Below are 25,437 nucleotides of genomic sequence, written 5' to 3' on the forward strand. Positions count from 1 at the left end.
CGATGATTATGAAAAAGATATTCTACCTGGCAACTATATTCCTTATGGCATCATTCCAGTACGTGCAGGCTCAAAGCGGGCTTGCAGGTACCAATTACCAGGCGGTAGCCCGTAATGCGAATGGTACCGTACTCGGGAATCAATCATTGACGGTACGTTTTTCAGTACTGGGTGGTTCGGCAGCGGGACCTGTACAATACCAGGAAACTCAGAGCACTACTACCAATAATCTAGGCTTATTTACTTTACAGATAGGAAAAGGTACACCGTTAACGGGCACCTACAGTGGCGTTCCCTGGGCCAATGCCAATCAATATCTGAAAGTAGAAATTTCTATAAATGGCAGCAATTTCAGTGAATTGGGTACTTCTCAGTTAATGAGTGTGCCTTACGCATTATTTGCTGCCAACGGTAATCCTGGTCCGGCCGGGCCTGCGGGTGCCAAAGGTGATCCGGGGGCTGTGGGACCAACTGGTCCTATTGGACCTATCGGCCCTGTGGGTGCTGTTGGCCCCGTGGGACCAGTGGGGGCTACCGGCGCTAAAGGTGACAAAGGCGATGTTGGGGCAGCAGGACCTGCCGGCGCTACCGGCCCCGTGGGACCAGTGGGGGCTACCGGCGCTAAAGGTGACAAAGGCGATGTTGGAGCAGCAGGACCTGCCGGCGCTACCGGCCCCGTGGGGCCAGTGGGGGCTACCGGCGCTAAAGGTGACAAAGGCGATGTTGGAGCAGTAGGACCTGCCGGTGCTACCGGACCTGTAGGGCCAGTAGGGCCACAAGGTATACAGGGCATTAAAGGTGATCCGGGGGCTGTGGGACCTGCGGGTGCCACTGGACCCGTAGGACCAATGGGGGCTACCGGCGCTAAAGGCGACAAAGGCGATGTTGGAGCAGCAGGACCTGTCGGTGCTACCGGACCCGTAGGGCCAGCAGGGCCACAAGGTATACAGGGCATTAAAGGTGATCCGGGGGCTGTGGGACCTGCGGGTGCCACTGGACCCGTAGGACCAATGGGGGCTACCGGCGCTAAAGGCGACAAAGGCGATGTTGGAGCAGTAGGACCTGCCGGTGCTATCGGACCCGTAGGACCAGCAGGGCCACAAGGTATACAGGGCATTAAAGGTGATCCGGGGGCTGTGGGACCTGCGGGTGCCGTAGGACCGGCTGGTGCAATAGGACCTGTTGGTCCGGCAGGAGCAGTTGGTTCGCAAGGCCCGGTAGGCCCCATGGGACCAGCAGGACCTCAGGGTATACAGGGCCCGGCTGGAAATATCAATGGTATTGCTGCCGGGGGAGACCTCTCAGGTACCTATCCTAATCCGGTGATCGGCAATGGTAAAGTAACACTGGCCAAAATAGCCGCTGGCGTTATCCCTACTTCCCTGCCTCCGAATGGTCCTGCCGGCGGAGATCTAAGCGGCACCTACCCTAACCCGGTAGTAGCCCAATTGCAAGGTAAACCGGTTAGTAATGTAGCGCCAGTAGCCAACCAGATATTAAAATTTGACGGGGCACAATGGCTGGCCACCGCTCCACCAGGTGGAGGATTGACGCTCCCATTTGTAGCCCTCGAAAATAACGCTTCCACGCTTTTCAGTATTACCAATGATGGAGATGGCACCTCTGTAGAAGGTGTTAATAATACAACTACTTCTTCTGTTGCAGCGATACGCGGTATTATAAACAGCACTGCACCAGGTGGGTTTTCATCTGCCGTGCGGGGTATTAACAACGGGACCGGTGGATTAGGTATTGGCGTATGGGGATCTCAGAATGGTAGTGGCTGGGGAGTTTATGGCGTTACGCCTAACGGGCTTGGTGTATATGGCAATTCCAGTGCAAACGGCTATGGCGTATATGCCAATAGTAACACTGGAACTGGTTTGAATGCGACCAGTGTAAATGGTGTAGCCGCTAATATGTCCATCTTTAATAATAGCAATAACAATGTTGTGTTGACGGCAAATACGGTAGGAAATGGCGATGTGATTGTTGCTACCACCACCGGAAATGGCGAAGGCGTACGGGCAGCCAGTACCGGCGGTACTGGCGTAGACGCCAGCACCACCGTACAAACTGCAGCCGGTGTTATTGGCCGGAACACCGGTGCAGGGGAAGCGGTGGTTGGGCTTACCACCTCAGATATTGCCGGTTCGGTAGTAGGACGCAATGATGGAGGTGGGTATGGTGTGCGGGGCTTTATTTCCACCAGCACTGCCGGTACCGGCATTGGCGTATACGGCCAGGTGGGCCTGAATAATAGTACCGGAAGTGCCGGACGTTTTGAAAACTTCAATACAGCTAATATTTCAGCTGATAATATGACCGCGTATACCGTTTCCCTGGGAGATCCTGGTGTAGTGGGAGCTGGAGCTGCCGGTGCCTTTGAAGTAAATAATACCAATTCTGTAGCACCTGCTGTAAAAGCAAAAGTGAATACGATATTCGGCAATTTCGGGGCTGCAGGAGTTTTCTCCGAATCGGCTGGTACCGGCGGGTTTGCAGGCTTGTTTTATAGTTCCAATACAACAGGCAGTGGCAATACGTTGGTAGCTATTAATGATGGCAATGGTAAGGCTGTTGTAGCCAATGTAAAAAAAGACGGTAACGCCATAGAGGGTAGCGTAAACGGTACCGGTAAAGCGGTATATGGCTGGGTTCCTTCCTTTGGTACCGGGCAGGCGGCCGATTTCGAGAATTTCAATGATGCCAATAACACTACAGTATTAACGGCTAAAACATTGGCAAATGGTACTGCAGGCTATTTTGAGGTGGATAATAATAATGGGACCTCTCCAGCTGTACATGGCATTGTAAACTCAAAATTTGCCAACTTTGGTACGGCTGGCATATTCGGGGAGTCCACTGGTACCGGTGGCTTCGCCGGCCTTTTTTACCAGTCGAATGTAACGGGTAACGGCCCTGCGCTGGTAGCTATTGCGAAAGGAAATGGCAATGGTATAACTGCCAGTGCCGACAACGCAGGTGATGGTGTGGAGAGTTCTGTAAGTGGTAGCGGCAATGCCGTGTTTGGCTGGGTCCCCAATTTTTCTACAGGACGTGCAGCAAGATTTGTAAATTTCAATACCGCCAATGGTAATTCAACTATAGCCGTTAGAAATGATGGTACCGGAAGTGCAATGGTAGTTGACCATAGAGGCGCCAGTGGCAACATTGCCGTGTTCCAGAGTTCTGGCGTAAATGTAGGCCGTATCAATAAAGCAGGACGTGGGTTCTTCAACGGCGGTACACAAAACTCCGGGGCCGATGTGGCTGAATCTTTTGCTGTATCCGGACAACGGGATGGTTATGAAGCAGGTGATGTACTGGTTATTGCCACGCACGCGGACCGTACAGTAGAGAAATCATCTGAACCCTATTCTTCCCTGGTGGCTGGTGTGTTTGCGACTAAACCGGGGGTATTGCTGACAGAACATGATGTAGAAACAGATCTGTCTTCAGAAGTACCAATGGGTGTAGTAGGTGTAATTCCTACCAAAGTATGTAATGAGAATGGTGCTATTCACCGGGGGGATTTACTGGTTACTTCCAGCAAGCCCGGATATGCCATGAGAGCAGATGTGCACAAAGTAATGCCAGGACAGGTAATTGGGAAGGCATTGCAGGAATTTACCAGTGACGCTGGTGTGATCAAGGTGCTTGTAAATGTGAAATAATCTATTATCAGTTAGCCTTTAACATTAAATCGTTTATAAAGCAGGTATCTCCGGATACCTGCTTTTTTATGTTGTTAGGATAAATAACTAACACCCCAGGTACCGGACTGACAATGCGCAGAAGCGGCAGTATGCTAACACATTATGATTATTAAAAATGAATAGTTTATGAAAAACCAATTTTAACGATATAGCTACCATTTTCTTACCAAATGCTGCCAAAATATAAATGTAGGTTTTCCAGGTAACCGAATTCGTCCAAATTAGTGACTGATTATAACTGGTAGAATACAATCCCCCAAAGAAGGAAACGAACAATTGGAGCAAAAAAGAGGTAACGCCCTAAAAACAGCTATTTAATGAAATAAAGCTTTACTCGCTGCGACGGCACATAGTCAGTTTCGCATCGTATAGCCGCGCAACCGCAGTATATATTCCCCATCCCCTTATTGATTAACTATTTGATATGAAAACATTTGTACTCACCTGCGCGTGTGCGCTACTTTTTTTTATTACCCTACCCTCCCAAGCCCAAATTATTCTTAACCGGCAGGTAGTAGCCAGTAATGGAGGTACTGGCGCTGTGCAAAAAATGCTGATTCAATATACCATTGGAGAGGCGGTGATACAGCCAGTAACCAATGGCAAGTTCTTTTTAACGCAAGGCTTTCAACAACCGGAAGAACTCCCCAAACTACCCCCCCTGACTAATCCTGTCAAAAGTTATATCCTGTTTCCTAACCCCGCTGTTACCAATACCAAAATTCAGTTTGACCTGCTTTCTAATGCAACCCTTACCCTGGAACTGATCAATCCTGCAGGGCAAACTATTTACCACCAGTACCTTGAGTTGGGCGCTGGCAGGAGCACTGTGATACTACCTGTTAATCATTTTGCGGCGGGCATTTATACCGTGATGCTGAACGTAAACGGCAACGTGACTTTTGATAAACTCATTGTGCAATAGCACTCCCTGATCACTACTTAACTGATGAAATTATGAAATACAGTTTTACAATTATGCTTTTTATAGGTGTATTGGCAGCTGGTATTCCCTTATCAGCACAAAAAGCGATTCAAAAGCCACCTAATATTGGTGCCAGTTTTCTGCTGGTTAACCCGGATGCCCGAAGTAGTGGCGTTGGCGACGCCACCACAGGATTAAGCCCTGATGCCAATTCCCTGTTTTCCAACGCCGCTAAAATAGTTTTCGCAGGAGACTGGGGCGTCAGTGCCAGCTACTCGCCCTGGATGTGGGAACTGAATAATAACAAGTCTAATATGGCTCATGTATCCGGCTATAAAAACTGGAACGGATCTGAAGGCATAGGCCTTTCGATGAAATACTTCAACTATGGTGCTGTGTCTTTCCGGGATGATAATGGTACAGTGCTGCAGGATTATAATCCGAAAGAATTTGCGGTGGATGCAGCCTATGCCAAAAAGCTGGGAAAACATATGTCGCTGGCCATTGGCGTCCGATATGTACGCAGTCAGCTGGGGCAGGGATCCTATAATAATCTGCAACAGAAACCGGCATCCGCTGTTGCCGGGGATATTAGTTACTACTATCAAAACAGTGCAGACAAACTGGATTTTGGCAACCGTTACTGTTTTGGGGTGAGTATTACCAATATCGGTTCCAAACTACAATACACCGATGACAACACCCGCAAGAGTTTTCTGCCGATGAACCTTCGCATCGGTGGCGGCTATACGTTTGTACATACTACGGATCATGAGTTCACGCTGTCGCTGGATATTAATAAATTACTGGTCCCTACTCCTCCCCTGTATGCCTTAGACTCCAATGGGATAGAAACCAACCAGATTTTGAAGGGTAAAGATCCTAACCGCGGTGTGGTAGACGCTATCTTTTCCTCTTTTGGTGATGCCCCCGGCGGTTTTCATGAAGAGTTAAGAGAATTCACCATTGGTTCGGGGATAGAGTATGCTTACCGGCAGGCATTTTTTGTACGGGCTGGCTATTTCTATGAACATCCTGATAAAGGCTACCGGCAACATTTTTCGGCCGGCGTTGGCGTACGCGTATCTAATTTATCGCTGGACATTGCTTACCAGATACCTACCGGGGAAAGCCTGGTACAGAAAAGAACACTGAAGTTTTCGCTGGTATACAATATCGGTGGAACACGGGATGAGCCTACGCAACAATAAGCACTATCCATCCTATCATTCACCTTTTTTAAATATAGTAACAGATGAAACTATTCTACACTGCGCTTTGCCTGTTGATAACAGCCATCGCACATGCACAAACGGGGAAGGTTCCCACCCGGAAAAGCGATCCACCTGCGGGCGCTTCCATCATCCAACCCCTCCAGGTATCGCAGACCAAAGGGCAGGTGCCGGTTAAGGCCGGAGATGCGCAGACAAACGGCAACCTATCCCGCATAGCGGCGTTAGACAACAAGGTACCTGTGCAAACAGGCGGTGCGCAAACCTCCAATAGCAATCGTCGCGCTGCTGCCCCGCAGGGAAATAGCAAAGGGCCTTCCTCACAGGATATTCCCGTTTCCAGACCGGCGTCCAAAGCCGTAACACCTCCCGTAATTGAGCAACAAGGGCCTCCCCCTCCAGCAATACAGCCCCCGAAAATATCTACTGGTACCAAAAAAGCTGTAAAAAATTAAATCTGATTTCCTTATGAAACGAATTCTATTCCTAACCGTTGTTGCCTTGTTTGCAGTACTGTTACAATTGCATGCCCAGAGCGGTTTAACTGGTATAAATTACCAGGCAGTTGCCAGGAATGCCAATGGCACCACTTTACCCAACCAGGCATTGAAAATCAGATTTAGCATCCTGGGAGGATCCGCTGCCGGCAATGTGCAATACCAGGAAACACATGATGTGACCACTAATCAGCTCGGACTTTTCACCGCGCAGATTGGTAAAGGGGATCCGGTGTCTGGTACTTTCGCCAATGTTCCCTGGTCGCAGGCTAATCAGTATCTGCGTGTTGAGGTATCATCCGGCGGGAGCAATTTTGCAGAACTGGGCACGTCGCAACTCATGAGTGTGCCTTTTGCCATATTTGCTGCTAATAGCCAGCCTGGGGCTACAGGGCCACAGGGAGTAAAAGGTGATCCCGGTCCACAGGGTGCCAAAGGAGATCCTGGCGCTACCGGACCTGTAGGACCTGTAGGTGCCGTAGGACCTATTGGCGCCACCGGACCACAGGGTGTTAAAGGTGATCCCGGTGCCATTGGACCAATAGGACCTGTAGGGCCTATAGGTGCAACTGGTGCCACCGGACCACAAGGCGCTAAAGGTGATCCCGGTGCCATTGGGCCGATAGGACCCATAGGTGCTACAGGACCAACAGGACCTCAGGGGAGCAAAGGGGATCCTGGTGCTACAGGGCCTATGGGCGCTACCGGACCAATAGGTCCGCAAGGAACTAAAGGTGACCCTGGCGCAATCGGGCCAATAGGACCAGTAGGCCCCATGGGTGCTACAGGACCGATGGGACTACAAGGTATTAAAGGTGATCCCGGTGCCACTGGTGCCATAGGACCAGTAGGACCTGCGGGCGCTACCGGACCGACTGGACCACAGGGTGCTAAAGGTGATCCTGGTGCCACTGGAGCCGTAGGACCAGTAGGACCTGCGGGGGCGACTGGTCCTACCGGACCGATAGGACCACAGGGTGCCAAGGGGGATCCCGGTACTGCAGGTGCCACTGGCGCAACAGGGCCACAGGGTCCTATCGGGCCAATTGGGCCTGCGGGACCACAAGGCATACAGGGTATTCCCGGGAATATCAGTGGTATTGCAGCAGGAGGTGATTTGACTGGAACTTACCCCAATCCACTAATCGGCAATGGTAAAGTAACAGCCGCGAAAATTGCGGCAGGGGTTATACCCACCACACTTCCTCCCAATGGGCCCGCAGGTGGCGACCTGGGTGGTACTTATCCCAACCCGGTGGTGGGCAATGGTAAAATTACTGCGGCGAAAATTGCAGCGGGCGTAATACCTGTTACGCTTCCCCCCAATGGGCCTGCAGGTGGTGATTTACAAGGTACTTATCCCAATCCGGGTGTAGCAAAACTACAAGGTGTAAGTGTAAATACAGTAGCTCCCGTTGCCGGGCAGGTACTGGCTTACGACGGTACCAAATGGACGCCTACCGCTTCCGGAGGAGGATTCACCCTCCCCTACAGTAATACGGTAAACTTAGCGGGTAGCGTATTTGCTATCACCAACCAGGGTGATGGTACTGTAATGGATGGAATTAGCAATAGTATTTCCTCCAGTATTTCGGCCTTACGCGGAACTGTTTCTTCTACCACACCGGGAGGTTTCTCTTCTGCGGTAAGGGGAATTAACAATGGTACCAGCGGGTTAGGTATTGGTGTATGGGGATCTCAGAACGGTAGTGGCTGGGGAGTATATGGTACAACCCCTACCGGCCTTGGCGTGTATGGTAATTCTTCCGGAGCAGGAACTGGCGTATATGCCAACAGCAATACAGGAAATGGTTTATTTGCTACCAGCGTTAATGGTGGAGCCGCTGTTGTATCCATCCTCAACAATACCAATAACTCAATAGCGTTACAAGCGAGTACGGTAGGGAATGGCAATGTAGTAGACGTTAGTACCAGTGGTAGCGGAGTAGCGGTAAATGCTGTTACCACAGGAAGTAATGAAGCAGTATCAGCCTCCAGTTCAGGTAATACAGCGGTGCATGGTACTACTGCTGCGCTGTCCGGAGCTGGTGTACTGGGAGATAATACAGGTGGTGGCGAGGCTGTTACCGGGCGTACTAAAAGCGCTGGTGTTGCTACAGGAGCAGTAGTAGGCCGAAACGACGGACCTGGTTATGGTGTATATGGATTTGTGAGTACGGATGCCAGTGGAAATGGCATCGGTGTATATGGTAAGATAGGTAACGGTGGCAGTACCGGTAGATCGGGATTCTTTGAAAATGTCAACAACGCCAATACTAATAATACATTGGAAGCGGTCAGTAATGGTCCTGGTGTAATTGCAGATCATACCCAGGGAAATGCGGCTAACTTTTTCGCTAACAATACGAGCGGTGTGGGAGCTGGTGTACGGGGAGAAGTAAACAGTATTTTTGGAAATAACGGTACTGCCGGTGTTTACGGTGTAGCATCTGGTACCGGGGGATACGGCGGTTATTTTGAACATTCCAATACTACTGGTTTTGGGCGTGCATTGTTGGTAACCAGTGTGGGCCAGGGAACTGCGACGGAATTAATGCATGCGGGACCTACTGGTAACGCCGCATTTATTCACTCAGATAATAATACTAATACCGACAATGTACTCCAGGTAAGGTATATAGGACCTGGTGTGATTGCTGACCATTCACTGGGCAATGCCGGCAATTTCGTTGTTAGTAATACCAGCAGTGTGGGTGCTGGCGTGCGGGGAGAGGTAAATAGCATTTTTGGGAATAATGGTACTGCTGGTGTTTACGGCGTTGCATCTGGTACCGGGGGATATGGTGGTTATTTTGAGCATAGCAGCACCACCGGTTTTGGGCGTGCGCTGTTTGTAACCAGTGTTGGCCAGGGAACTGCAACGGAATTAGTGCATACTGGTCCTACTGGTAATGCGGCCTTGATTCATACAGACAATAATACCAATACCGATAATGTAGTCCAGGTAACCTCTATAGGACCTGGGGTAATTGCGGATCACTCATTGGGTAATGCTGGTAACTTCTTTGCTAATAATACCTCTGGCGTGGGTGCAGGTGTACGGGGGGAAGTGAACAGCATTTTTGGTAACAATGGTACAGCAGGTGTGTATGGTGTTGCATCCGGAACGGGTGGATATGGTGGCTATTTTGAACACAGCAATGCAACTGGGTTCGGCATTGCGCTCTATGTTGCCAACGCCGGCCAGGGAACGGGGCTTGTTGTCAATCAAACCGGATCAAGTGGTGACCTGGCCATATTTCAGACGGGGGGCTTCAGTATGGCCAGGATTGACAGAACGGGCAAGGGTTTTTTTGATGGTGGTGCAGTAACAGGCGGAGCAGACATGGCGGAAGCCTTTGATGTAACAGGGAATGTGCATCATTATGAGCCGGGTGACGTGATGGTTATTTCCACGGATGCTGACCGTACTATGGAAAAATCTACTACGGCTTATTCTTCTTTAGTAGCGGGTGTTTATGCCACCAAACCAGGTATGCTCATGACAGAAGAAAAAACGGATGCTGATTTATCTGATAAAGTTCCGCTGGGTATGGTGGGCGTTATTCCGACTAAGGTTTGTAATGAGAATGGGGTGATTCACCGTGGAGATTTGTTGGTAACCTCCAGTAAGGCAGGTTATGCGATGAAGGCTGATCCGGACAAAGTGAAGCCAGGCCAGGTGATTGGAAAAGCCTTACAGGAGTTCAATGGAGAAACCGGAAAAATCAAGGTGTTGGTAAATGTGAAATAAGTTGTTGGCTTTTAGCTTTACAGTTATTGATAGTAGCAGGCGTCTTCGGATGCCTGCTTTTTTGTGTTGTCCGGGATGAGGGTAGGTGACAGGATGAGGGGTAAACATAAAAAGGCAAACAGCTCCAAAGGAACTGTTTGCCAAATATATTGAGTTGCCTGTAAAGGCTATAACTAGATTCTGAAGTGAGAGAAAGCTTTGTTAGCTTCAGCCATACGGTGAGTATCTTCTTTCTTCTTGAACGCTGCGCCTTCACCTTTGCTTGCTGCTACGATTTCATTCGCCAGCTTATCAGCCATGCTCTTACCGTTTCTTTCACCAGCAAAACGTACTAACCATTTGATGCTCAGGGAAATCTTCCTATCAGGACGAACTTCCGCTGGAATCTGGAAGGTAGCACCACCGATACGGCGGCTTCTAACTTCTACACCAGGTGTAACATTAGCCAATGCTTTTCTCCAAACCTCATAACCGTTTTCGCCGGTCATTTGGCTTACTTTATCCACAGCATCGTAGAAAATTTTATAGGCAATGCTCTTTTTTCCTTGTTCCATAACGTTGTTAACGAAGCGGGTTACCAGCTTGTCATTAAACCTAGGATCTGGAGCCAGAGGCAATTTCTTTGCAGCTTGCTTTCTCATTTATTGAAAATTACGACTATTTATAATTATTATTTTTTAGCCTTTTCCTTTTTAGTACCATATTTGGAACGGCTCTGCTTTCTGTCTTTCACACCTGCAGTATCCAGGGAACCGCGAACGATGTGGTAACGAACACCTGGTAAATCTTTTACCCTTCCACCACGGATCAGTACGATAGAGTGCTCCTGCAAGTTGTGACCTTCACCAGGGATATAGGCAATCACCTCAACTTTGTTGGTTAAACGCACTTTCGCTACTTTACGCAGAGCGGAGTTCGGTTTCTTAGGCGTGGTAGTGTATACACGAGTACAAACGCCACGACGCTGAGGGCAGCTATCTAATGCCCTGGACTTAGACTTAGCCCGGATAATTTCTCTTCCTTTTCTTACTAATTGTTGTATAGTAGGCATTCTTTACCTAGTTTTTTATGTCGGTTTACAATGACATCCAAATTCCCCACATAGGGATTTTGGGACGGCAAAGGTAAAACTATATGTGTGAATAACAAAATTGTTTCGAAAATATTTTTGCCGGGATGATCTCCTGCTTAAACAGGGAAAGGTCTTAATTATTTTGGTAGCAGCTCAGGATTACCAAAAACCGGAGTGCAAATGTATGCTTTCCTTGAGAAACAACCATAAAAATTATTGGATGGCCTTATAACGCGGGGGCTGAAAGCATAAAGCTGAAACCAAAAAGCTATTGAAGCGGATAACTGTTTTATCTAATAATATGATATTCAAAGCAAAAGCTATTAAAGAGGCTTATTATCCGCTTCAATAGCTTTATGCTTTATGCTTTATTAAATGATGTAGTTCCAGCCACGGGTATCTGCAGCCCGTCCGGTGCGGATGCCATCTAAACGCTGGATTACTTCGGCGCCCACAGTATATTTAGTTGTATCCAGTTTGATCTGGGTATCGAGGTAATCGAGTTCTTCTACATAGGCCACGCTGGAAGCCGTACCGGTTCCAAATACTTCACGGAGGGTACCGGCTTTATAGGCTGCCACTACTTCGTCGATAGAAATAGGTCTTTCTTCCACCTGGAGGCCCATATCAGCAAGGATGTCCATTACGCTGGCCCTGGTTACTCCTTCCAGGATAGTTCCCTGAGTAAGGTCCGGTGTGATGGCAGTATTGCCGATGATCGCAAAAACGTTCATTGTACCGCATTCCTGGAGGTATTTATGTTCGTATCCATCTACCCATAAAATCTGGTCATACCCCTGTTTCTTCGCCTGCATGGTAGGATACATGGTACCACCGTAGTTACCGGCAGCCTTGGCGTAACCTACTCCACCCGGGAAGGCACGTACGTATTTGTCCTGCACCAGTAATTTAATAGGTTTATTGAAATATGCCCCGGAAGGAGAATTGATGATGGCAAATTTGTAGGTATCAGAAGGACGAACGCCAATAAACTCATCTGCGGCAATCATAAAAGGACGCAGGTACAGGGAGCAACCTGCGCCGGTAGGCACCCAGTTGCGGTCCATGTCTATTAATATATCCATGCCGCCAATAAACAACCACTCAGGCACCTGGGGCATCCCCATTCTTTCTGCAGAGGTGTTAAAGCGTTTGTAGTTATCATATGGCCGGAAGATCATGGGATTACCCTGAGGATCTTTATAGGCTTTGATACCTTCGAAGATAGCCTGTCCATAATGCCAGGCGGCATTTGAAGGACTTACAGACAAATTTTGAAAAGGCAGGATTTCCGCATTTACCCACTCTTTACCATTAAAATCGGCTACCAGCATATGGTCGGCATACATTTTACCAAATGCCAGATTATTGAAATCCACTTCACTCAGCCTGCTATGGGTAGTTCTGGTGACTTTGATCTTCTTTAGTGCCTCTTCCTTAACTGTTGATTTTTCTACCATCATGGTTAATCGATTTTATCTCAATATTTTTACATTTCAATCGTTGTGCCGCCGGGCCTTGCCGCTCCGGCTGTGCAAATAAACAGATTTTTCCCCAGCGGGGACTTTCACATTAAATTAAATAATAATAAATATGTCACTTGAGCAATTCCAGCTTGATCCTTACTTTCTGGCTAAAATCTTTACCCAGCCAATCATTCCGGGGAAAAGCGTGCCGGCTGAGGCTGCAGAAAAAGTGGCGCCCAAAGTCAAATATTTAGGAGAAAATCAAAAAAACATCGCGCTCTTCATAGAAAACGAAAAGGAAGCCTACTTAAACGACGAATTATTCAACCTCCTCACCAATATATTAAATGCCTGTAAACTAGGCATGCAGGATGTATCGCTTCTGAACGTATCGCACTATCGTTCTTTGACATTTCCTGACTGGCAGGCAGCTGTGAAGATAGACCGGGGCGTTGTATTTGGCATTGCACCGGAACAACTTGGACTCAGTGATATTCCGCTGTACCAACTGGTCACCGTAAACGGTACCACCCTGCTTTTTTCCGATGAGTTATCACTCATTGGCACCGACAAAGCACTGAAAGCCAGGCTTTGGGCAGGATTAAAACAATTATTGGGTATTTAATACAATAAAACGCTTTTTCATCCGACTATATGAAATTGATATTTGCTACCAACAATCAAAACAAAGTAAAAGAGTTCCGTTCCCTGCTGGGTGATCAGTTTGACATCATTACCCTGCTGGAAGCCGGCATAGACATCGATATTCCGGAACCACATGATACACTGGAAGCCAATGCCACCGAAAAATCTGCTACCATTCACCGGATGACCGGCGAAAATTGTTTTGCAGAAGATACCGGCCTGGAAATTAATGCCCTGCAAGGCGCGCCCGGCGTTTTATCGGCCCGCTACGCCGGTGAACAAAAGGAATCAGCCGATAATATTGTGAAGGTATTACATGAAATGGAAGGTAAAACCGATCGTAGCGCCCAGTTCCGTACCGTGATTTCCCTGATACTGGATAACAAAGAATACCAGTTTGAAGGCATCAGTAAAGGACATATCACCACCGCCACACAAGGTGGCCAGGGGTTTGGTTATGATCCCATTTTTGTACCGGAAGGCGACACCAGGTCTTTTGCAGAAATGGACCTGGCAACAAAAAATCAGTATAGCCATCGCGCCAGGGCCTTCGCGAAATTTGTGGCTTTCCTGCAACAAACAACAAACGTTTAGCATCTCCCTAAAAAATAATAATGGCAAGGATTAAGATAGATTTACCGGAAATATTCCCTTTTAGTATACAAATACCTGTACGCATACAGGACGTTAATTATGGTAACCATGTGGGCAATGACGCCATCCTGTCTATCATGCATGAAGCCAGGATTCAATTCCTGAGCAGTATCGGGTATAAAGAACTGGACCATGAAGCCGGCAGCGGTTTTATCATGGCAGACGTAGCGGTAGCCTACAAAGGAGAAGGATTTCATGGAGATATTTTTGAAGTAGCCATCGCCGCAGGAGAATTCAATGCCTTTGGCTTTGATTTATTTTACCGGATCACTACTAACAGGAATGCACAAACGATTACCATTGCCGAAGCTAAAACCGGCATGATTTGCTTTGACTACACACTTCGCAAAATAGCGAAATTACCGGCCCACCTGAAGGCCAGCCTGGAAACAGGAAAACAAATACCATTATAATATGATAGATACTACCACATTAGCCTCCGCTGTGGAGCAGGTGATTACCGCCCGCCGCACCGTGAAGCCTACCAGCATGAATGGACAGAAAATACCCAATGAAACGGTACAACAATTATTGCAACTGGCCGACTGGGCGCCCACCCATGGCCATACTGAACCCTGGTACTTCATGGTATACAGCGGCGATAAAGTACCACAGTTTTGTTTGGATCATGCCAATCTCTACAAGCAATACACTCCCGCAGATAAATATATTGCCGGCAACTACGAAAAGCTGAAGAACCAGGGCAACCTGGCCTCACATATACTGGCTATTTGTATGAAAAGAGGTAATAACCCTAAGATTCCGGCGATAGAAGAAATTGCTGCCGTGTCCTGCGCTGTAGAAAATATCTGGCTGGGGGCCACTGCGCTGAACCTGGCCGCCTACTGGGGATCCGGCGGAATGACCTACCACCCTGCCATGCAGGATTACCTGGGTTTGGGAGATGAAGACCTGGTACTGGGCTTCTTTTACCTCGGTTATACCGACGAACCTGCACAACCGGGAAGAAGGCTGAAGCCTTTTGATCAAAAGTTTAAATGGATGTAACGATAATAACAAAGGGCCTTTACAGGCCCTTTGTTATGTTATGCAGGTAGTAAATATCCGTTTGCTTCTGCTTCGAAGCTACTGATTTGTGTAGCTACCCAATGTTCATCTTTATGTAATTCGGCGGCCATAATCCTGGCTACGGCCGGGGCTATACGTATTGCTTCTTTCGCATCCAGGAAAAGCAGGCGGGTACGGCGGGCCAGGAAATCTTCTACGTTGCGGGCCATTTCTTCTTTTACCGCCCACACTACCTGCGCCTTAATAATGTGATATTCCCGGCTCAGTTCTTCCTGCAGATCCGGCTGACGGGCCACCATCTGGTGAATATGCAGCGCATCGCTACCATAGAAATACCAGGGATCTTCCCAATTTACATTGTCTGCCGCACCATGAATTTTAAGGTGCGTAGTAGCGGTAGTGGTTTCTTTCCAGCGGAGCACTTCCTCCAGCTTATGGATTACATCTTCAGCCATACGGCGATAGGTAGTCCACTTACCACCAATGATAGTAACCAGTCCTGATTGGGCCACAATAATTTTATGGCTACGGGAAATTTCCTTGGTTTTATGTCCTTCGGCTTTAGCAGCAGCTAATGGCCGGAGACCGGCCCAAACACTGCGCACATCTGCGCGCTGCGGAGGCCGGGACAAATACTGTCCGGCAGTACTGAGAATAAATGAGATTTCATTTTCCAGCGCCCGGGGTTCCAGGCTGATATGATTTACCGGCGTATCCGTAGTACCTACTACTACCTTATTATGCCAGGGCACCACAAACAACACCCTGCCATCGCTGGTAGAAGGAATCATCAGGGCATTATGACCTGGCAGGAATTCACTGTCCAATACCACATGTACGCCCTGGCTGGCCGCAATAGACTTGGGGGCCTGTGGGTTATCCATCTCCAGAATATCATCTGCAAAAACACCGGTCGCATTAATTACCGACCTGGTATTGATATAAATTTCTTCTCCACCGTTAAGTGTATCCTTTACCGTTAGGCCGCTGATTTTTCCTTCCGCATCCTTATGCAGGCTGGTTACCCGCATATAATTCAACACCGTTCCCCCTTTGTCGCTGATTGTTTGTACCAGGTTAATGGCGAGGCGGCTGTCATCAAACTGGCCATCATGGTATAATACGCCACCAGCAAGCTTATCTTCTTTCAGTGTTGACAGTCGTTTTAAGGTTTCAGCGCGGGAAATATGTACCGACTTACCCAGACTAAGCCGTCCGGCCAGCCAATCGTACATTTTGAGGCCGATGGTGTATTTTAAATTCTCCCAAAAATTAAAAGTAGGAATCACAAAAGCCAGGTTACGTACCAGGTGTGGCGCATTGGCCGCCAGCAACCCACGTTCCACACTGGCCTCCCGCACCAGCGACACATCGCCCTGCGCCAGGTAGCGTACCCCTCCATGTACCAGCTTCGTGCTTTTACTGGAGGTTGATTTGGCAAAGTCGACCTGCTCCAGCAGCAAAGTCCTGTACCCTCTTGTTACTGCCTCCAGCGCAGCTCCCAGGCCCGTAGCCCCACCTCCTATTACGACTATATCCCAGGGTACAAGATCCTTTCTTAATGCGGTAACGAGCATTTCTCTGTTCATAAACTAGTTTTTCCAGGTCCGGCAATTACTTACAAAATACAGCGGAATTAAGTACCGAGCAAAAGTTACATGGCCAATTACGGAAAACTTAACGGACAAGCGGGGTAAAAGTTTTAAATTCAGGAACATTTACGCGGAAAAAATGTTCCTCCATCAGGACAACCTCGTGCTCAAAAATACATGTTGTTTCATATGTTCATGAAGGCTAAACCATTTTTGCTACATATCCTACTATTGCTGCTACCTTTTTTTTCCGCCACTGCGCAGAAAAAGAAGCCGGCGGATACTATTCATATGATGGCCATAGACAGCGCTACCATCCGAAAAAACATCGCCAGCCTGGCTAAAGACAGCAATAAGATAAAAAAATCGGATACGTCTGTTGCCATCCTGATTAGTCGCATTGAAAACTATACCCTGATGCTGAATGAACTTATGAGTTCACTCAAACGCGGCTTTGATACCGCCCGTATCAGCACCGATCTCCCCCTGATAGATACTTCGATCGGACTCGTTAAATATAATATTGCCAGCCTGGGCCGCACTCCCAATATCAATGATATTTACACCAATAAAGTCATGCTGGAACAGTTGCAACGTAAGCTTACTTCCTGGCAAAGTACCCTTTTTGACTACTACAGCAAACTGATTGCCATCAACGATACCATCCATACCCTGCGTACCGATACCGCCATGCGGAATATCCCTGCCGAAGATGAACTATACGGTTTTTACCTGGGACAAATCACGAACCTGGCGCTCAAATTCCATGCAGTAGACAGCGCCAACAAACATCATCTCATTAAAATGGGGTTACTGCAAAACAGGGTTGCTAACCGGTATATTGAAGTGTCGAATTTATATGAAGACATGGACTACCGGCTGGAACAATATTCCCTGAATATGTTTGCCCGGGACTACCGTTATCTCTGGAGACCTCACCGCGACAGTATCAATCCACTTGATTTTTTCCCGGTACTCAAAAACTCGCTGCATAAAAGCACGAAAGTAGTACTCATCTTTTTCTCTATACAATGGCCTATATTTTTTATCTGGCTATTGCTGGCCATACTCCTCTCCTGGTGGGTATACAACAATATCCGACGGATCCGGGCGAATCATCCCGGGCCGGAAGGGGAAACCATATTACAACATGCAAAATACGTATACCGCTTTCCTGTGGCCAGTATTGTAGTATTCATTACTACACTGTCGGCCGTACTTTCGGTCCGCTACCCCATCCTGTTCACTGAAATTACCTGGGGACTGGCAGCCACCGCACTGACTATTATTTTCCGTGAACATTTCCCTAAAACATTATTCCGGAACTGGTTATTGCTGATTGGATTGCTATTTCTTTACAGCCTGAATAACCTGCTGATAGAAATTACCTATGCAGAACAATGGGGGCTGTTGATTGGCGCTATCTTGTCTATTGTACTGGCCCGGCGTTTCCTGAAAGAAACCGCACTAACCACTTTTGCACAACCTAAATATACCCGGCCACTATTACTACTTTTCCTGGGTACCAGCATTTTTTCGTTGTTACTCGTTGTTTTTGCCCGGGTAGGCACCGCCAAAATAATGGGTTCCAGCGCTGTTGTCAATACCGTTATGGCCCTCAGCCTTTTTGCACTCGTTAAAATACTCATGGAAGCGGTTTACCTACAGGTAGAAGCCAATAAAGATTCCAGCACCTTTATTTCCTTCATGGACTACCAGGATGTACAACGAAAACTGAAGACTTTTCTCAGCATACTCGCCGGCATCGGCTGGCTGATGATCGTTGCCCGCAACCTGTATTTGTACGATGCTATTTATGACACCATCACCACCTTTCTTTCGTCCCGGCATCAAATCGGCAACTCCGACTTTACTTTCAGCAGCATCATTATTTTTATCCTGGTGATATGGGTAGCCACGGTAGCATCTCAGCTGATTGCCTATATGTTTGGCAGCACCGGCACCAGTTCAACGCCCTCCCGGAAAACGAAATTCGGCTCAGCCCTGCTGTTATTACGCCTCGCGGTACTCGCCGGTGGTGTGTTACTGGCTTTTGCTGCCTCCGGTATCCCCATGGATAAACTGGCTATCGTAATAGGTGCATTAGGCGTTGGTATTGGCTTTGGCCTGCAGAATGTTGTCAACAATCTCGTATCTGGTATTATCCTCGCCTTTGAAAAACCACTGGAAGTAGGCGATGTAATAGAAATAGGCGCCCGCTCCGGCGTAGTAAAGGAAATAGGTATCCGCTCCAGTAAAATCAGCGCCGCCGATGGTTCTGAAATCATCGTCCCCAACGGCGAGCTCATCTCCCAGCAACTCATCAACTGGACCAGAACTAACCGTATCCGACGCGTTACCTTTACCATTGGCGTAGGCTACGGCAGTGACGTGAAACAGGTAATGGATATTATAAAATCAGCTTTTACAGATCGCCCCGGAGTGCTCAACAGCCCCACTCCTGCCGTACAACTATATGAATTTGGTGACAGCTCCATTAACTTCCGGGTATATTTCTGGATCGCTGACCTGGATACTGCCGGCACCCAGCAAAGTGACGTACTCACATTTATTTACGATGCGCTGAACAAGGCCGGCATCGAATTGCCTTATCCACAGCAGGATTTGCACGTAAGATCGATAGACGAAACACTGCTGAAAAAGTGGGATAAACCCCGTTCTGATGACGCTGTTTAAAAAAAAATATAAAAAAACGTTGGTTACATTTTGAATTTTCATTTTTAAGCCGTTATCTTTGCACTCCCGTTTTGGACGAGTAGTCGCTACTGATAGTAGTTACAGCGAATCAAAAAAGGAAAATGGCGAGGTAGCTCAGGTGGTTAGAGCGTTGGATTCATAACCCAAAGGTCTCGGGTTCAACTCCCGATCTCGCTACAGGATAAAAGCCGCAAACACTTTACTAGAAAGGGTTTGCGGCTTTTTCAATTTATTGTGGTGGTCGGTTTGGTGGTCAGATTCTTAGCTATTGTTAGATAACTACCTTTGCATAACACATGCCCGAGCTGGTCGTTGAAACATTTAATGTCATCTGAAAATGCAAATAGCCATTTACAACAGTCCGCCTAGCAACTAGGCCCCGAGCTTCCAATCTATCTATATATTCCTTGTACCTGTCATTAACTACACAATTAAATATTCTATCACTGGTCGACGGGGAAACAGAAAAATTTAAGATTTCGTCAAAATCCTGATTAGTCATCAGTTGCAGGCATCTTGATGCCGTGCCAATAAACACCAATACTTGACTGTGAAATTCAATTCTCCCAAAAATATCATTATTAACGCTCGAAGTACGACCTGCGAAAAAAGAATCGGCAAATTCAAATTTGCTCATATATTGATTGACCAGCGGTTCTCTATCTAAAGGCTGATATTCCTGTATACGCTCGAGACTTACGTATCTATTCGCCAATGCAATAACAATCGCAGCTCTCGGTGAAATATATGCTAATAAACTATAGTAGTGATAAATCCTCTTTAATAATTTCATCTTAATTGGTGCTATATCCGGCCCGTTAAATACCGGGTCAACCAACCAAATCTTCAATGTATTTTTAGGATCTACTACGGTAATTGTACCCAAACAAATATCTCTGGAATAATCATATTTAGACTTGAAATAGTCATCAGCCTTTTTATCAGCAATGCCTTTTTTTTGCTGATGAATTGCATTACCTAATACAGTATTATCGTGAGATGCAGACCCTTTAACTTCAAGATTGACATATCTATTAGTGGTTGCCGCCAGCATTTTATAGTCTAAATCCTTCTTATTTATTTTAGGAATAAGCTCCCAATCCGCAGGAGTTAATGAATAAAGATAACTGCCAATTGTCAGACCTCCGGCTATACCTATAGCCTCGGTTTGCGAAATAAGTGTTTCCCCCGGCTCAGATAACACTAGAGTTTTCTTATTAGGATCATATTCCATTGCATGTTCATAGTCCTGTCGGGTTGCAATATGTTGGCTCAACTCTTTATAATTCCTATAGCCTTCACGGTTCTTTTTATGTCTATAAAAGGCATAAACCTGAAAATCTTCATAGGGGACTTTAATAGTAGTTCCTGCAATTGCATTAATAATAGGAAAATCTAAAGGGAAATTATTCTTAATTTTTTCCTTTTCATTTTTACTGTAGTAATCTACAGCTATTTGTAATTCTCTCATGTACAGTATTGGGTTAGATTATTGGCTGCAAAGCATTTTGGTCATTTAACGGATAAAAAGGAGGGCTGGGGATACGTATAGGGGTTTATAAGGTCAAAAACAAAATCTTCAGTCTTCAACATCTTCTAATCCGCTCAGCAGTTCTTCGACCTTCATGTTAAATGCACCGGCTAACTTCCTAAGCGTTGCTATCTCCATATTCCTGCCTTTCTCATAGTTCAGGTACTGCGTGCGGTTCATGCCTATTTCACCGGCGAAGGATTCAGCAGATGGATAGTCAGCTTCAATTCTCAACTTTTTAATCCTTGCGCCCAGTCGTGCAAAATACTTTGCATCATCAATTCTATGTCTATTATTAACCGCCATCTGCGAAAATTACAAAAAGATGGTTAATATAATACCTATTTAAATATGGCATATTAAAAACTGGCATCTTTAAAGCATCTTTTTCAGAAAAGTATTATATTAGCATATCTTTGCCTCCCTGAAATTATTCGAGGCATCGCTTTTTACCTGTAACCAGCCGACCAGCATTTTAAAGGAAACAGGAGAAGAAGTGAGGCCCGCGACCTATGTGCGCGGGCTCTTCTTTGCTGTTTCCTACCTTGGTCGGCTGGTGCAGCATTGCAAGAGCTCCGCGCCTTTTTATGCATTATAGTCCCGGCGCTCCATTATCATAATAACCCTGTATATGGAACCTAAAACCGCCGAAAAAGCAAAAGAAATCAAATCGTATTTTGACATTTATAATATTGCGCTAGGATTCTCACTAGGTCTGACTTTTGGCCTAATCCTGTTACTAGCCTATTGCATGTTAATCATCAACGCTCAGGATGCAACAATTCATGGCCTTCTACTCAATTGCTCTTCCCTTCCAATGCCCCCAACCACCAAACCATGAAAGCTAACATTCTATGGGTCAACATGGAGCCCACGCTGCAAGTAAAAGAAGCTATTTCCACTTTTAAATGGGTAGGATACAACGTTACACCATGTGAGAAAAAAGAGGGATGGAAAAAATTTACCTCAAGCTATTATGATTTGGTCATTATTACCATCGATCCGCTTGATGTATCTGGTTTTAAGCTCATTTCCAAAATCCGACAGGAGCACAAAAAAAGGCCAATACTATTAGCCGTGGCAAATGATCGTACTGCCGATGGAGGCCGAGGGTTAAGGCGTGGGGCTAACTTCTTTTTCCACACCTCAATGACAGATGTTTATTGGGTTATTTACCTAATTGAGCAACATCTCCATATAAGCATACATGGAGAACCTAACGAAAATAGCCGACCTTGCCTCTAGCGCCGTAGTCAATAAGAAAGATTGATAAATCTACATTCTTCCACTTAACTAAAATATCTATATATTCATAGTAGTTTAGCAATCCCTTATAAATATGATCAACACTACTGGCAAGTCAAATAATGGCAATCTCCACACAGACCCCAACGACAAAGAACAGCTAATAAATGCAATTGAAGATATAGAAGTTAATATGCTAAGAGAGGAACTCTCTCAAGTAAAAGAAAGAATTCGACACAAAAATAATCGTACGGTTATTAGAGTATTAGTCATAACGTTAGGCTTATCATCAGCTATAATGACGATATTGAGAGTGTATCTACCTGATTTTTCAATCAAACACAAAATTGACTCAACGGATTATGTACAAATGGTAATCATGATGGCATGTACTGTTTATCTGCTCTATGACATTTCTACTAGAAAAACAGAAATTGATCGATTAAGATTTCTACAAAGAAACTTAATCGACTACTCAATCAGCGATTTAAAGGAACATATAAAAGATGACTTCTTTACAAAACTGGTTGACATCAACTTTAAATACCTCGACCGATATTATTTTCAAACACAAACACAAGCATCAGTTAGTTTTAAAGTCGCCCGCAATGCAGCATTGGCCGGATTTACAATTATTTGTTTTGGCATTGTTCTGATGCTTTTTGAGAAAACCGATCAAGCGTATGTAACAACAGCGGCTGGCCTAATAAGTGAGGCTATCGCTGCAATCTTCTACTACTTATACAATCGGACAGTATTAAAAATGTCCCAATATCATCAAAAACTAGTGATCACACAAAACATAAGCCTAGCCCTGAAAACAACGGAGAGTATGGACAAGGAAGCCAAGGACAAAGCGTTGAGCTTAATAATTGACCGACTGACTACCGATGTTAATAAGCACCTATCCGAAAAGTAAGCAATAGTCTATAGCAGGGACTGATTATTGACAGTCTTATTTTTTGAGACACATTTTATCTCCTTAATGTAGTTATAAACAGTTGTTCTACACTTGCCGATAATACCAGCAATTTGCCGATAGCTATATCCTTGCCGGTATAGTTCCGCCGCTTGCAGCTTTGTTTTTTTAGGGAGGGGGTTATTAACCCGCTCCCTTTTTATATACCGTTGTACCGTGCGGGGGGAGACGTTCAACAGCGTACCTATTTCCGGCGCACTTAAGCCCATTAAATGATAAGCGTAGGCCTTTACCCCTAACGCCTTATTATCTCTTGCCCTTTGGCGTGTATTTCCTTCCATTTAATACAACTAAAATTAACCTAAATTGTACCTGTGGTTGTCGCAGTTACAAACAGTGATATTGACATTTTTTTGAACCGGTTTTTAAACCTATCCCCCCTCTACGTTTTCACCTACTTCAAACGCTTTACCGGCCAATTAAGCGGTAAATAGCGCCGTCTGATGAAAAACAGGCAGGTAACATGAGGCAGGGGCTTGCGCTGTCTGACGCAGCCTGTAACGGATATTAGCCAGTTCCCTATTGATGACACACCGTTGTAATACCAAATCACCATAACGGGCTTTTAGATGTAAGTTCTTATCCTCCGTTCCTGCTTTCATATAAAGCCGCTTTTCGCATTCTATAAAGTATCCCCGCACAAAACGCCCTTGCTCTGTTTTTTCCAGCATAGACAATTCTTTGGCGGTATCCAGGGTTAGGGCATAATCTGTACGCGGCCTGCCGGACGATAGGGGTTTTACTGAAATTTCAGTAAAATCAATCCCCTGCCGGAATTGATATTCCGCCAGCCGGTACACTATCCAATCATTAAACCGGGTTTTTACATTCAACAACTGATGTAGCTGCCTTGCAGATACAATGTTCCGCCCTTCCCGGCGCTCAATTTTGATTAACTCATTCATGTTATTCTGTGGTTTATTAATTATACAATTCCCTACGCCCAGCATCCTGTGCGGGCTGGCGGGTTCTTTCCTATTATAGTTGGTATTAACTCAATCCGGACAATACGGTCTAACCATGCCTTTGTTAGTTCCAGGTCAGCAGGGGATAAACTATCTGTACAGGTTTTTCCCTCTATCCGATAGGTTACTACTATGGCATATTGTGAGATGATGGCGTGTGTAACAATGCGTTTAAGATCACGGCGGCGGTTACTGTCCTGGTTCCGGCAGGCTTTAGCTATAGGGCCATATACACGCTCACTGCAAAACACACTACCGGGGCGCTGGCTGGCTATACTGCGGCCACAACTTTTACATTCACGCTGTGCAGTTTTTGCACAATTTTTTTGCTCATTTTTTGCGCTATATATCTCTTTACAACTATCCCTATTTTCCTGCTTATTTTCTTGTAAGGGTTTACCTGTTATCCCTGCAACTATTTCCCCTACATATTCAAGGTGTGAAAAGGTTGCAGATAAAGGCGTTTCAATCTGCCCCGCAGACCGGTGAAAAGGTTGCAGTCTTTTTGCTTCCTGGTAACCCGCAAACAAACCTTTCCAGTTTTCCACCATAAGCCCGTATAACAGGGGTTTTAGCTGCTGCCGGGAATGTTTTGAAAGTAAGTCAGTTAACCGCTGCCGGTTCCTGGTAAGCTGGTACTTATTCATACCCTGCCAGGAAACGGAATTACCCAGGGTCAGGTATTGGTTTAACTCCCGCCTGCTTAGTGCTTTTTGATCAATTGAGTAATCAAAGAAGATGATATTTTGCAATGCATCCGTAAGCAAATCAAGCAACCTATAAACCCGGCTTATGTCCATCAGGTCTGCCATTGTAGCAATATGAAAGGGCCGTAGGTGGCGCATTTTCTTTGCCTTCACTTCAAACCGCAATACATGCCCGCAGGGTTGGCCACTTTGGGCCTGCTTATCATATAGCTTTACGTCATAGTCATTCAGGCAGCAGATAAGGCCCAAACGCTTATTGCGCCTGTCTATCTGGGTAAATGGTTTATTCCGGTAACAAACTATCTGCTTAAATATGCGCAACGGGGAAAAAGGTAGTTTTATATTAATCCCTACTTCCAGCACGTGTAAAGAGGATTGACTGAGTATCAGCCCAAAATCAACGGCTAGCCCGTTGATTGTATCTACCAGGGCAGAAAATGAAAAATCGTTCGCATTATGTACCCCGTCATTGTAGTACTTATGCAGTGAACCGTTAAGTAAACACGTATATCCCCGGTTACCGGCAGATGGCCGTATCTCAAACCGTAGCCCTTTGTAATGGGCCGCCTGTATCCCGTCCATTATCTCACCGGTCTGCATGTCAACGGTAACACCCATACCCAGCAGCCCGGAACGTTGCCACGTTTCCGGCTGCAAATATGGGTGCAGGCTTTTAATACTGTCAATCATTACGAAGGTGTTTTAAG

The 25,437-nt window shown here is 46.2% G+C and carries 21 protein-coding genes and 1 tRNA gene; 13 read left to right on the forward strand and 9 right to left on the reverse strand.

What is annotated here, in order from left to right; genetic code table 11:
- The first annotated feature begins 8 nt into the window (after window positions 1-8).
- From AC5ZC7_RS24965 to AC5ZC7_RS24985, 5 genes are all read left to right on the forward strand, one after another.
- Window positions 9-3,677 carry a hypothetical protein gene (locus AC5ZC7_RS24965; protein WP_496158342.1) on the forward strand — a complete coding sequence of 1,223 codons (3,669 nt, stop codon included), beginning with the start codon at window positions 9-11 and terminating at the stop codon, window positions 3,675-3,677.
- Between the two features lie 466 nt (window positions 3,678-4,143).
- Window positions 4,144-4,644 (forward strand): T9SS type A sorting domain-containing protein, encoded by a 501-nt coding sequence (locus AC5ZC7_RS24970; RefSeq protein ID WP_496158341.1) that lies wholly within the window; start codon window positions 4,144-4,146, stop codon window positions 4,642-4,644.
- A 32-nt stretch (window positions 4,645-4,676) separates the two neighbouring features.
- Entirely contained in the window at window positions 4,677-5,855 is a 1,179-nt protein-coding gene (porV, locus tag AC5ZC7_RS24975) for a type IX secretion system outer membrane channel protein PorV (protein ID WP_496158340.1), read from the forward strand.
- A 44-nt stretch (window positions 5,856-5,899) separates the two neighbouring features.
- Window positions 5,900-6,331, forward strand: coding sequence for a hypothetical protein (locus AC5ZC7_RS24980; protein ID WP_496158339.1), 432 nt, complete (start codon window positions 5,900-5,902; stop codon window positions 6,329-6,331).
- A gap of 13 nt (window positions 6,332-6,344) precedes the next feature.
- Window positions 6,345-10,127, forward strand: a complete 3,783-nt coding sequence (locus tag AC5ZC7_RS24985; RefSeq protein ID WP_496158338.1) for a hypothetical protein — start codon at window positions 6,345-6,347, stop codon at window positions 10,125-10,127.
- A gap of 173 nt (window positions 10,128-10,300) precedes the next feature.
- Here AC5ZC7_RS24985 and rpsG read toward each other — a convergent pair whose 3' ends face one another.
- The 3 genes from rpsG to AC5ZC7_RS25000 all read right to left on the reverse strand — a co-directional run bounded on the left by rpsG (window position 10,301) and on the right by AC5ZC7_RS25000 (window position 12,662).
- A complete protein-coding gene (gene rpsG / locus AC5ZC7_RS24990; RefSeq protein ID WP_291917749.1) occupies window positions 10,301-10,768 on the reverse strand; it encodes a 30S ribosomal protein S7 in 468 nt (155 codons plus the stop codon).
- Window positions 10,769-10,797: 29 nt separating this feature from the next.
- Window positions 10,798-11,178, reverse strand: a complete 381-nt coding sequence (gene rpsL, locus AC5ZC7_RS24995) for a 30S ribosomal protein S12 (protein WP_012789278.1) — start codon at window positions 11,176-11,178, stop codon at window positions 10,798-10,800.
- Window positions 11,179-11,570: 392 nt separating this feature from the next.
- Entirely contained in the window at window positions 11,571-12,662 is a 1,092-nt protein-coding gene (locus AC5ZC7_RS25000) for a branched-chain amino acid aminotransferase (protein ID WP_496158337.1), read from the reverse strand.
- Between the two features lie 130 nt (window positions 12,663-12,792).
- Here AC5ZC7_RS25000 and AC5ZC7_RS25005 point away from each other — a divergent pair, with 130 nt between their 5' ends.
- The 4 genes from AC5ZC7_RS25005 to AC5ZC7_RS25020 are packed head-to-tail and all read left to right on the forward strand — an operon-like array spanning window position 12,793 to window position 14,972.
- A complete protein-coding gene (locus AC5ZC7_RS25005; RefSeq protein WP_496158336.1) occupies window positions 12,793-13,290 on the forward strand; it encodes a hypothetical protein in 498 nt (165 codons plus the stop codon).
- 29 nt (window positions 13,291-13,319) lie between these two features.
- On the forward strand, window positions 13,320-13,904 hold the full coding sequence (gene rdgB / locus AC5ZC7_RS25010; protein ID WP_496158335.1) for an RdgB/HAM1 family non-canonical purine NTP pyrophosphatase: 585 nt from the start codon (window positions 13,320-13,322) through the stop codon (window positions 13,902-13,904).
- Window positions 13,905-13,924: 20 nt separating this feature from the next.
- Window positions 13,925-14,377: a thioesterase family protein gene (locus tag AC5ZC7_RS25015; RefSeq protein ID WP_496158334.1), complete on the forward strand. Its 453-nt coding sequence runs from the start codon at window positions 13,925-13,927 to the stop codon at window positions 14,375-14,377.
- Between the two features lies 1 nt (window position 14,378).
- A complete protein-coding gene (locus tag AC5ZC7_RS25020; protein ID WP_496158333.1) occupies window positions 14,379-14,972 on the forward strand; it encodes a nitroreductase family protein in 594 nt (197 codons plus the stop codon).
- A 38-nt stretch (window positions 14,973-15,010) separates the two neighbouring features.
- Here AC5ZC7_RS25020 and AC5ZC7_RS25025 read toward each other — a convergent pair whose 3' ends face one another.
- The gene (locus AC5ZC7_RS25025; protein WP_496158332.1) at window positions 15,011-16,582 is read right to left on the reverse strand and encodes an FAD-dependent oxidoreductase; all 1,572 of its coding nucleotides are present in this window, start codon (window positions 16,580-16,582) and stop codon (window positions 15,011-15,013) included.
- Window positions 16,583-16,774: 192 nt separating this feature from the next.
- Between AC5ZC7_RS25025 and AC5ZC7_RS25030 the strand changes: the two genes are divergently transcribed.
- Window positions 16,775-19,282 carry a mechanosensitive ion channel domain-containing protein gene (locus AC5ZC7_RS25030; protein WP_496158331.1) on the forward strand — a complete coding sequence of 836 codons (2,508 nt, stop codon included), beginning with the start codon at window positions 16,775-16,777 and terminating at the stop codon, window positions 19,280-19,282.
- Between the two features lie 124 nt (window positions 19,283-19,406).
- Window positions 19,407-19,480, forward strand: a tRNA-Met gene (locus AC5ZC7_RS25035).
- A 94-nt stretch (window positions 19,481-19,574) separates the two neighbouring features.
- Here AC5ZC7_RS25035 and AC5ZC7_RS25040 read toward each other — a convergent pair.
- Both AC5ZC7_RS25040 and AC5ZC7_RS25045 read right to left on the reverse strand, forming a co-directional pair.
- A complete protein-coding gene (locus tag AC5ZC7_RS25040) occupies window positions 19,575-20,774 on the reverse strand; it encodes a hypothetical protein (RefSeq protein WP_496158330.1) in 1,200 nt (399 codons plus the stop codon).
- A gap of 108 nt (window positions 20,775-20,882) precedes the next feature.
- A complete protein-coding gene (locus AC5ZC7_RS25045; RefSeq protein WP_496158329.1) occupies window positions 20,883-21,140 on the reverse strand; it encodes a helix-turn-helix domain-containing protein in 258 nt (85 codons plus the stop codon).
- A 531-nt stretch (window positions 21,141-21,671) separates the two neighbouring features.
- Between AC5ZC7_RS25045 and AC5ZC7_RS25050 the strand changes: the two genes are divergently transcribed.
- Together AC5ZC7_RS25050 and AC5ZC7_RS25055 are read left to right on the forward strand one after the other, a co-directional pair.
- On the forward strand, window positions 21,672-22,079 hold the full coding sequence (locus AC5ZC7_RS25050; RefSeq protein ID WP_496158328.1) for a response regulator: 408 nt from the start codon (window positions 21,672-21,674) through the stop codon (window positions 22,077-22,079).
- Window positions 22,080-22,173: 94 nt separating this feature from the next.
- On the forward strand, window positions 22,174-22,998 hold the full coding sequence (locus tag AC5ZC7_RS25055; RefSeq protein WP_496158327.1) for a TRADD-N-associated membrane domain-containing protein: 825 nt from the start codon (window positions 22,174-22,176) through the stop codon (window positions 22,996-22,998).
- Window positions 22,999-23,006: 8 nt separating this feature from the next.
- On the opposite strand, the gene AC5ZC7_RS25060 is transcribed toward AC5ZC7_RS25055, so the two are convergent.
- The 3 genes from AC5ZC7_RS25060 to AC5ZC7_RS25070 all read right to left on the reverse strand — a co-directional run bounded on the left by AC5ZC7_RS25060 (window position 23,007) and on the right by AC5ZC7_RS25070 (window position 25,420).
- The gene (locus tag AC5ZC7_RS25060; protein WP_496158326.1) at window positions 23,007-23,339 is read right to left on the reverse strand and encodes a helix-turn-helix domain-containing protein; all 333 of its coding nucleotides are present in this window, start codon (window positions 23,337-23,339) and stop codon (window positions 23,007-23,009) included.
- Between the two features lie 138 nt (window positions 23,340-23,477).
- The gene (locus AC5ZC7_RS25065; RefSeq protein ID WP_496158325.1) at window positions 23,478-23,963 is read right to left on the reverse strand and encodes an antA/AntB antirepressor family protein; all 486 of its coding nucleotides are present in this window, start codon (window positions 23,961-23,963) and stop codon (window positions 23,478-23,480) included.
- Window positions 23,964-23,995: 32 nt separating this feature from the next.
- Complete coding sequence (locus tag AC5ZC7_RS25070; RefSeq protein ID WP_496158324.1) at window positions 23,996-25,420, reverse strand: hypothetical protein; 1,425 nt, start codon at window positions 25,418-25,420, stop codon at window positions 23,996-23,998.
- Between the last annotated feature and the right edge of the window lie 17 nt (window positions 25,421-25,437).

The organism is Chitinophaga sp. 9-1-y, from assembly GCF_059511905.2.

Coding starts and splice junctions, on each gene's coding strand:
- AC5ZC7_RS24965 (WP_496158342.1), top strand. CDS start 9: ATGAAAAAGATATTCTACCTGGCAACTATATTCCTTATGGCATCATTC.
- AC5ZC7_RS24970 (WP_496158341.1), top strand. CDS start 4,144: ATGAAAACATTTGTACTCACCTGCGCGTGTGCGCTACTTTTTTTTATT.
- porV (WP_496158340.1), top strand. CDS start 4,677: ATGAAATACAGTTTTACAATTATGCTTTTTATAGGTGTATTGGCAGCT.
- AC5ZC7_RS24980 (WP_496158339.1), top strand. CDS start 5,900: ATGAAACTATTCTACACTGCGCTTTGCCTGTTGATAACAGCCATCGCA.
- AC5ZC7_RS24985 (WP_496158338.1), top strand. CDS start 6,345: ATGAAACGAATTCTATTCCTAACCGTTGTTGCCTTGTTTGCAGTACTG.
- rpsG (WP_291917749.1), bottom strand. CDS start 10,768: ATGAGAAAGCAAGCTGCAAAGAAATTGCCTCTGGCTCCAGATCCTAGG.
- rpsL (WP_012789278.1), bottom strand. CDS start 11,178: ATGCCTACTATACAACAATTAGTAAGAAAAGGAAGAGAAATTATCCGG.
- AC5ZC7_RS25000 (WP_496158337.1), bottom strand. CDS start 12,662: ATGATGGTAGAAAAATCAACAGTTAAGGAAGAGGCACTAAAGAAGATC.
- AC5ZC7_RS25005 (WP_496158336.1), top strand. CDS start 12,793: ATGTCACTTGAGCAATTCCAGCTTGATCCTTACTTTCTGGCTAAAATC.
- rdgB (WP_496158335.1), top strand. CDS start 13,320: ATGAAATTGATATTTGCTACCAACAATCAAAACAAAGTAAAAGAGTTC.
- AC5ZC7_RS25015 (WP_496158334.1), top strand. CDS start 13,925: ATGGCAAGGATTAAGATAGATTTACCGGAAATATTCCCTTTTAGTATA.
- AC5ZC7_RS25020 (WP_496158333.1), top strand. CDS start 14,379: ATGATAGATACTACCACATTAGCCTCCGCTGTGGAGCAGGTGATTACC.
- AC5ZC7_RS25025 (WP_496158332.1), bottom strand. CDS start 16,582: ATGAACAGAGAAATGCTCGTTACCGCATTAAGAAAGGATCTTGTACCC.
- AC5ZC7_RS25030 (WP_496158331.1), top strand. CDS start 16,775: ATGTTCATGAAGGCTAAACCATTTTTGCTACATATCCTACTATTGCTG.
- AC5ZC7_RS25040 (WP_496158330.1), bottom strand. CDS start 20,774: ATGAGAGAATTACAAATAGCTGTAGATTACTACAGTAAAAATGAAAAG.
- AC5ZC7_RS25045 (WP_496158329.1), bottom strand. CDS start 21,140: ATGGCGGTTAATAATAGACATAGAATTGATGATGCAAAGTATTTTGCA.
- AC5ZC7_RS25050 (WP_496158328.1), top strand. CDS start 21,672: ATGAAAGCTAACATTCTATGGGTCAACATGGAGCCCACGCTGCAAGTA.
- AC5ZC7_RS25055 (WP_496158327.1), top strand. CDS start 22,174: ATGATCAACACTACTGGCAAGTCAAATAATGGCAATCTCCACACAGAC.
- AC5ZC7_RS25060 (WP_496158326.1), bottom strand. CDS start 23,339: ATGGAAGGAAATACACGCCAAAGGGCAAGAGATAATAAGGCGTTAGGG.
- AC5ZC7_RS25065 (WP_496158325.1), bottom strand. CDS start 23,963: ATGAATGAGTTAATCAAAATTGAGCGCCGGGAAGGGCGGAACATTGTA.
- AC5ZC7_RS25070 (WP_496158324.1), bottom strand. CDS start 25,420: ATGATTGACAGTATTAAAAGCCTGCACCCATATTTGCAGCCGGAAACG.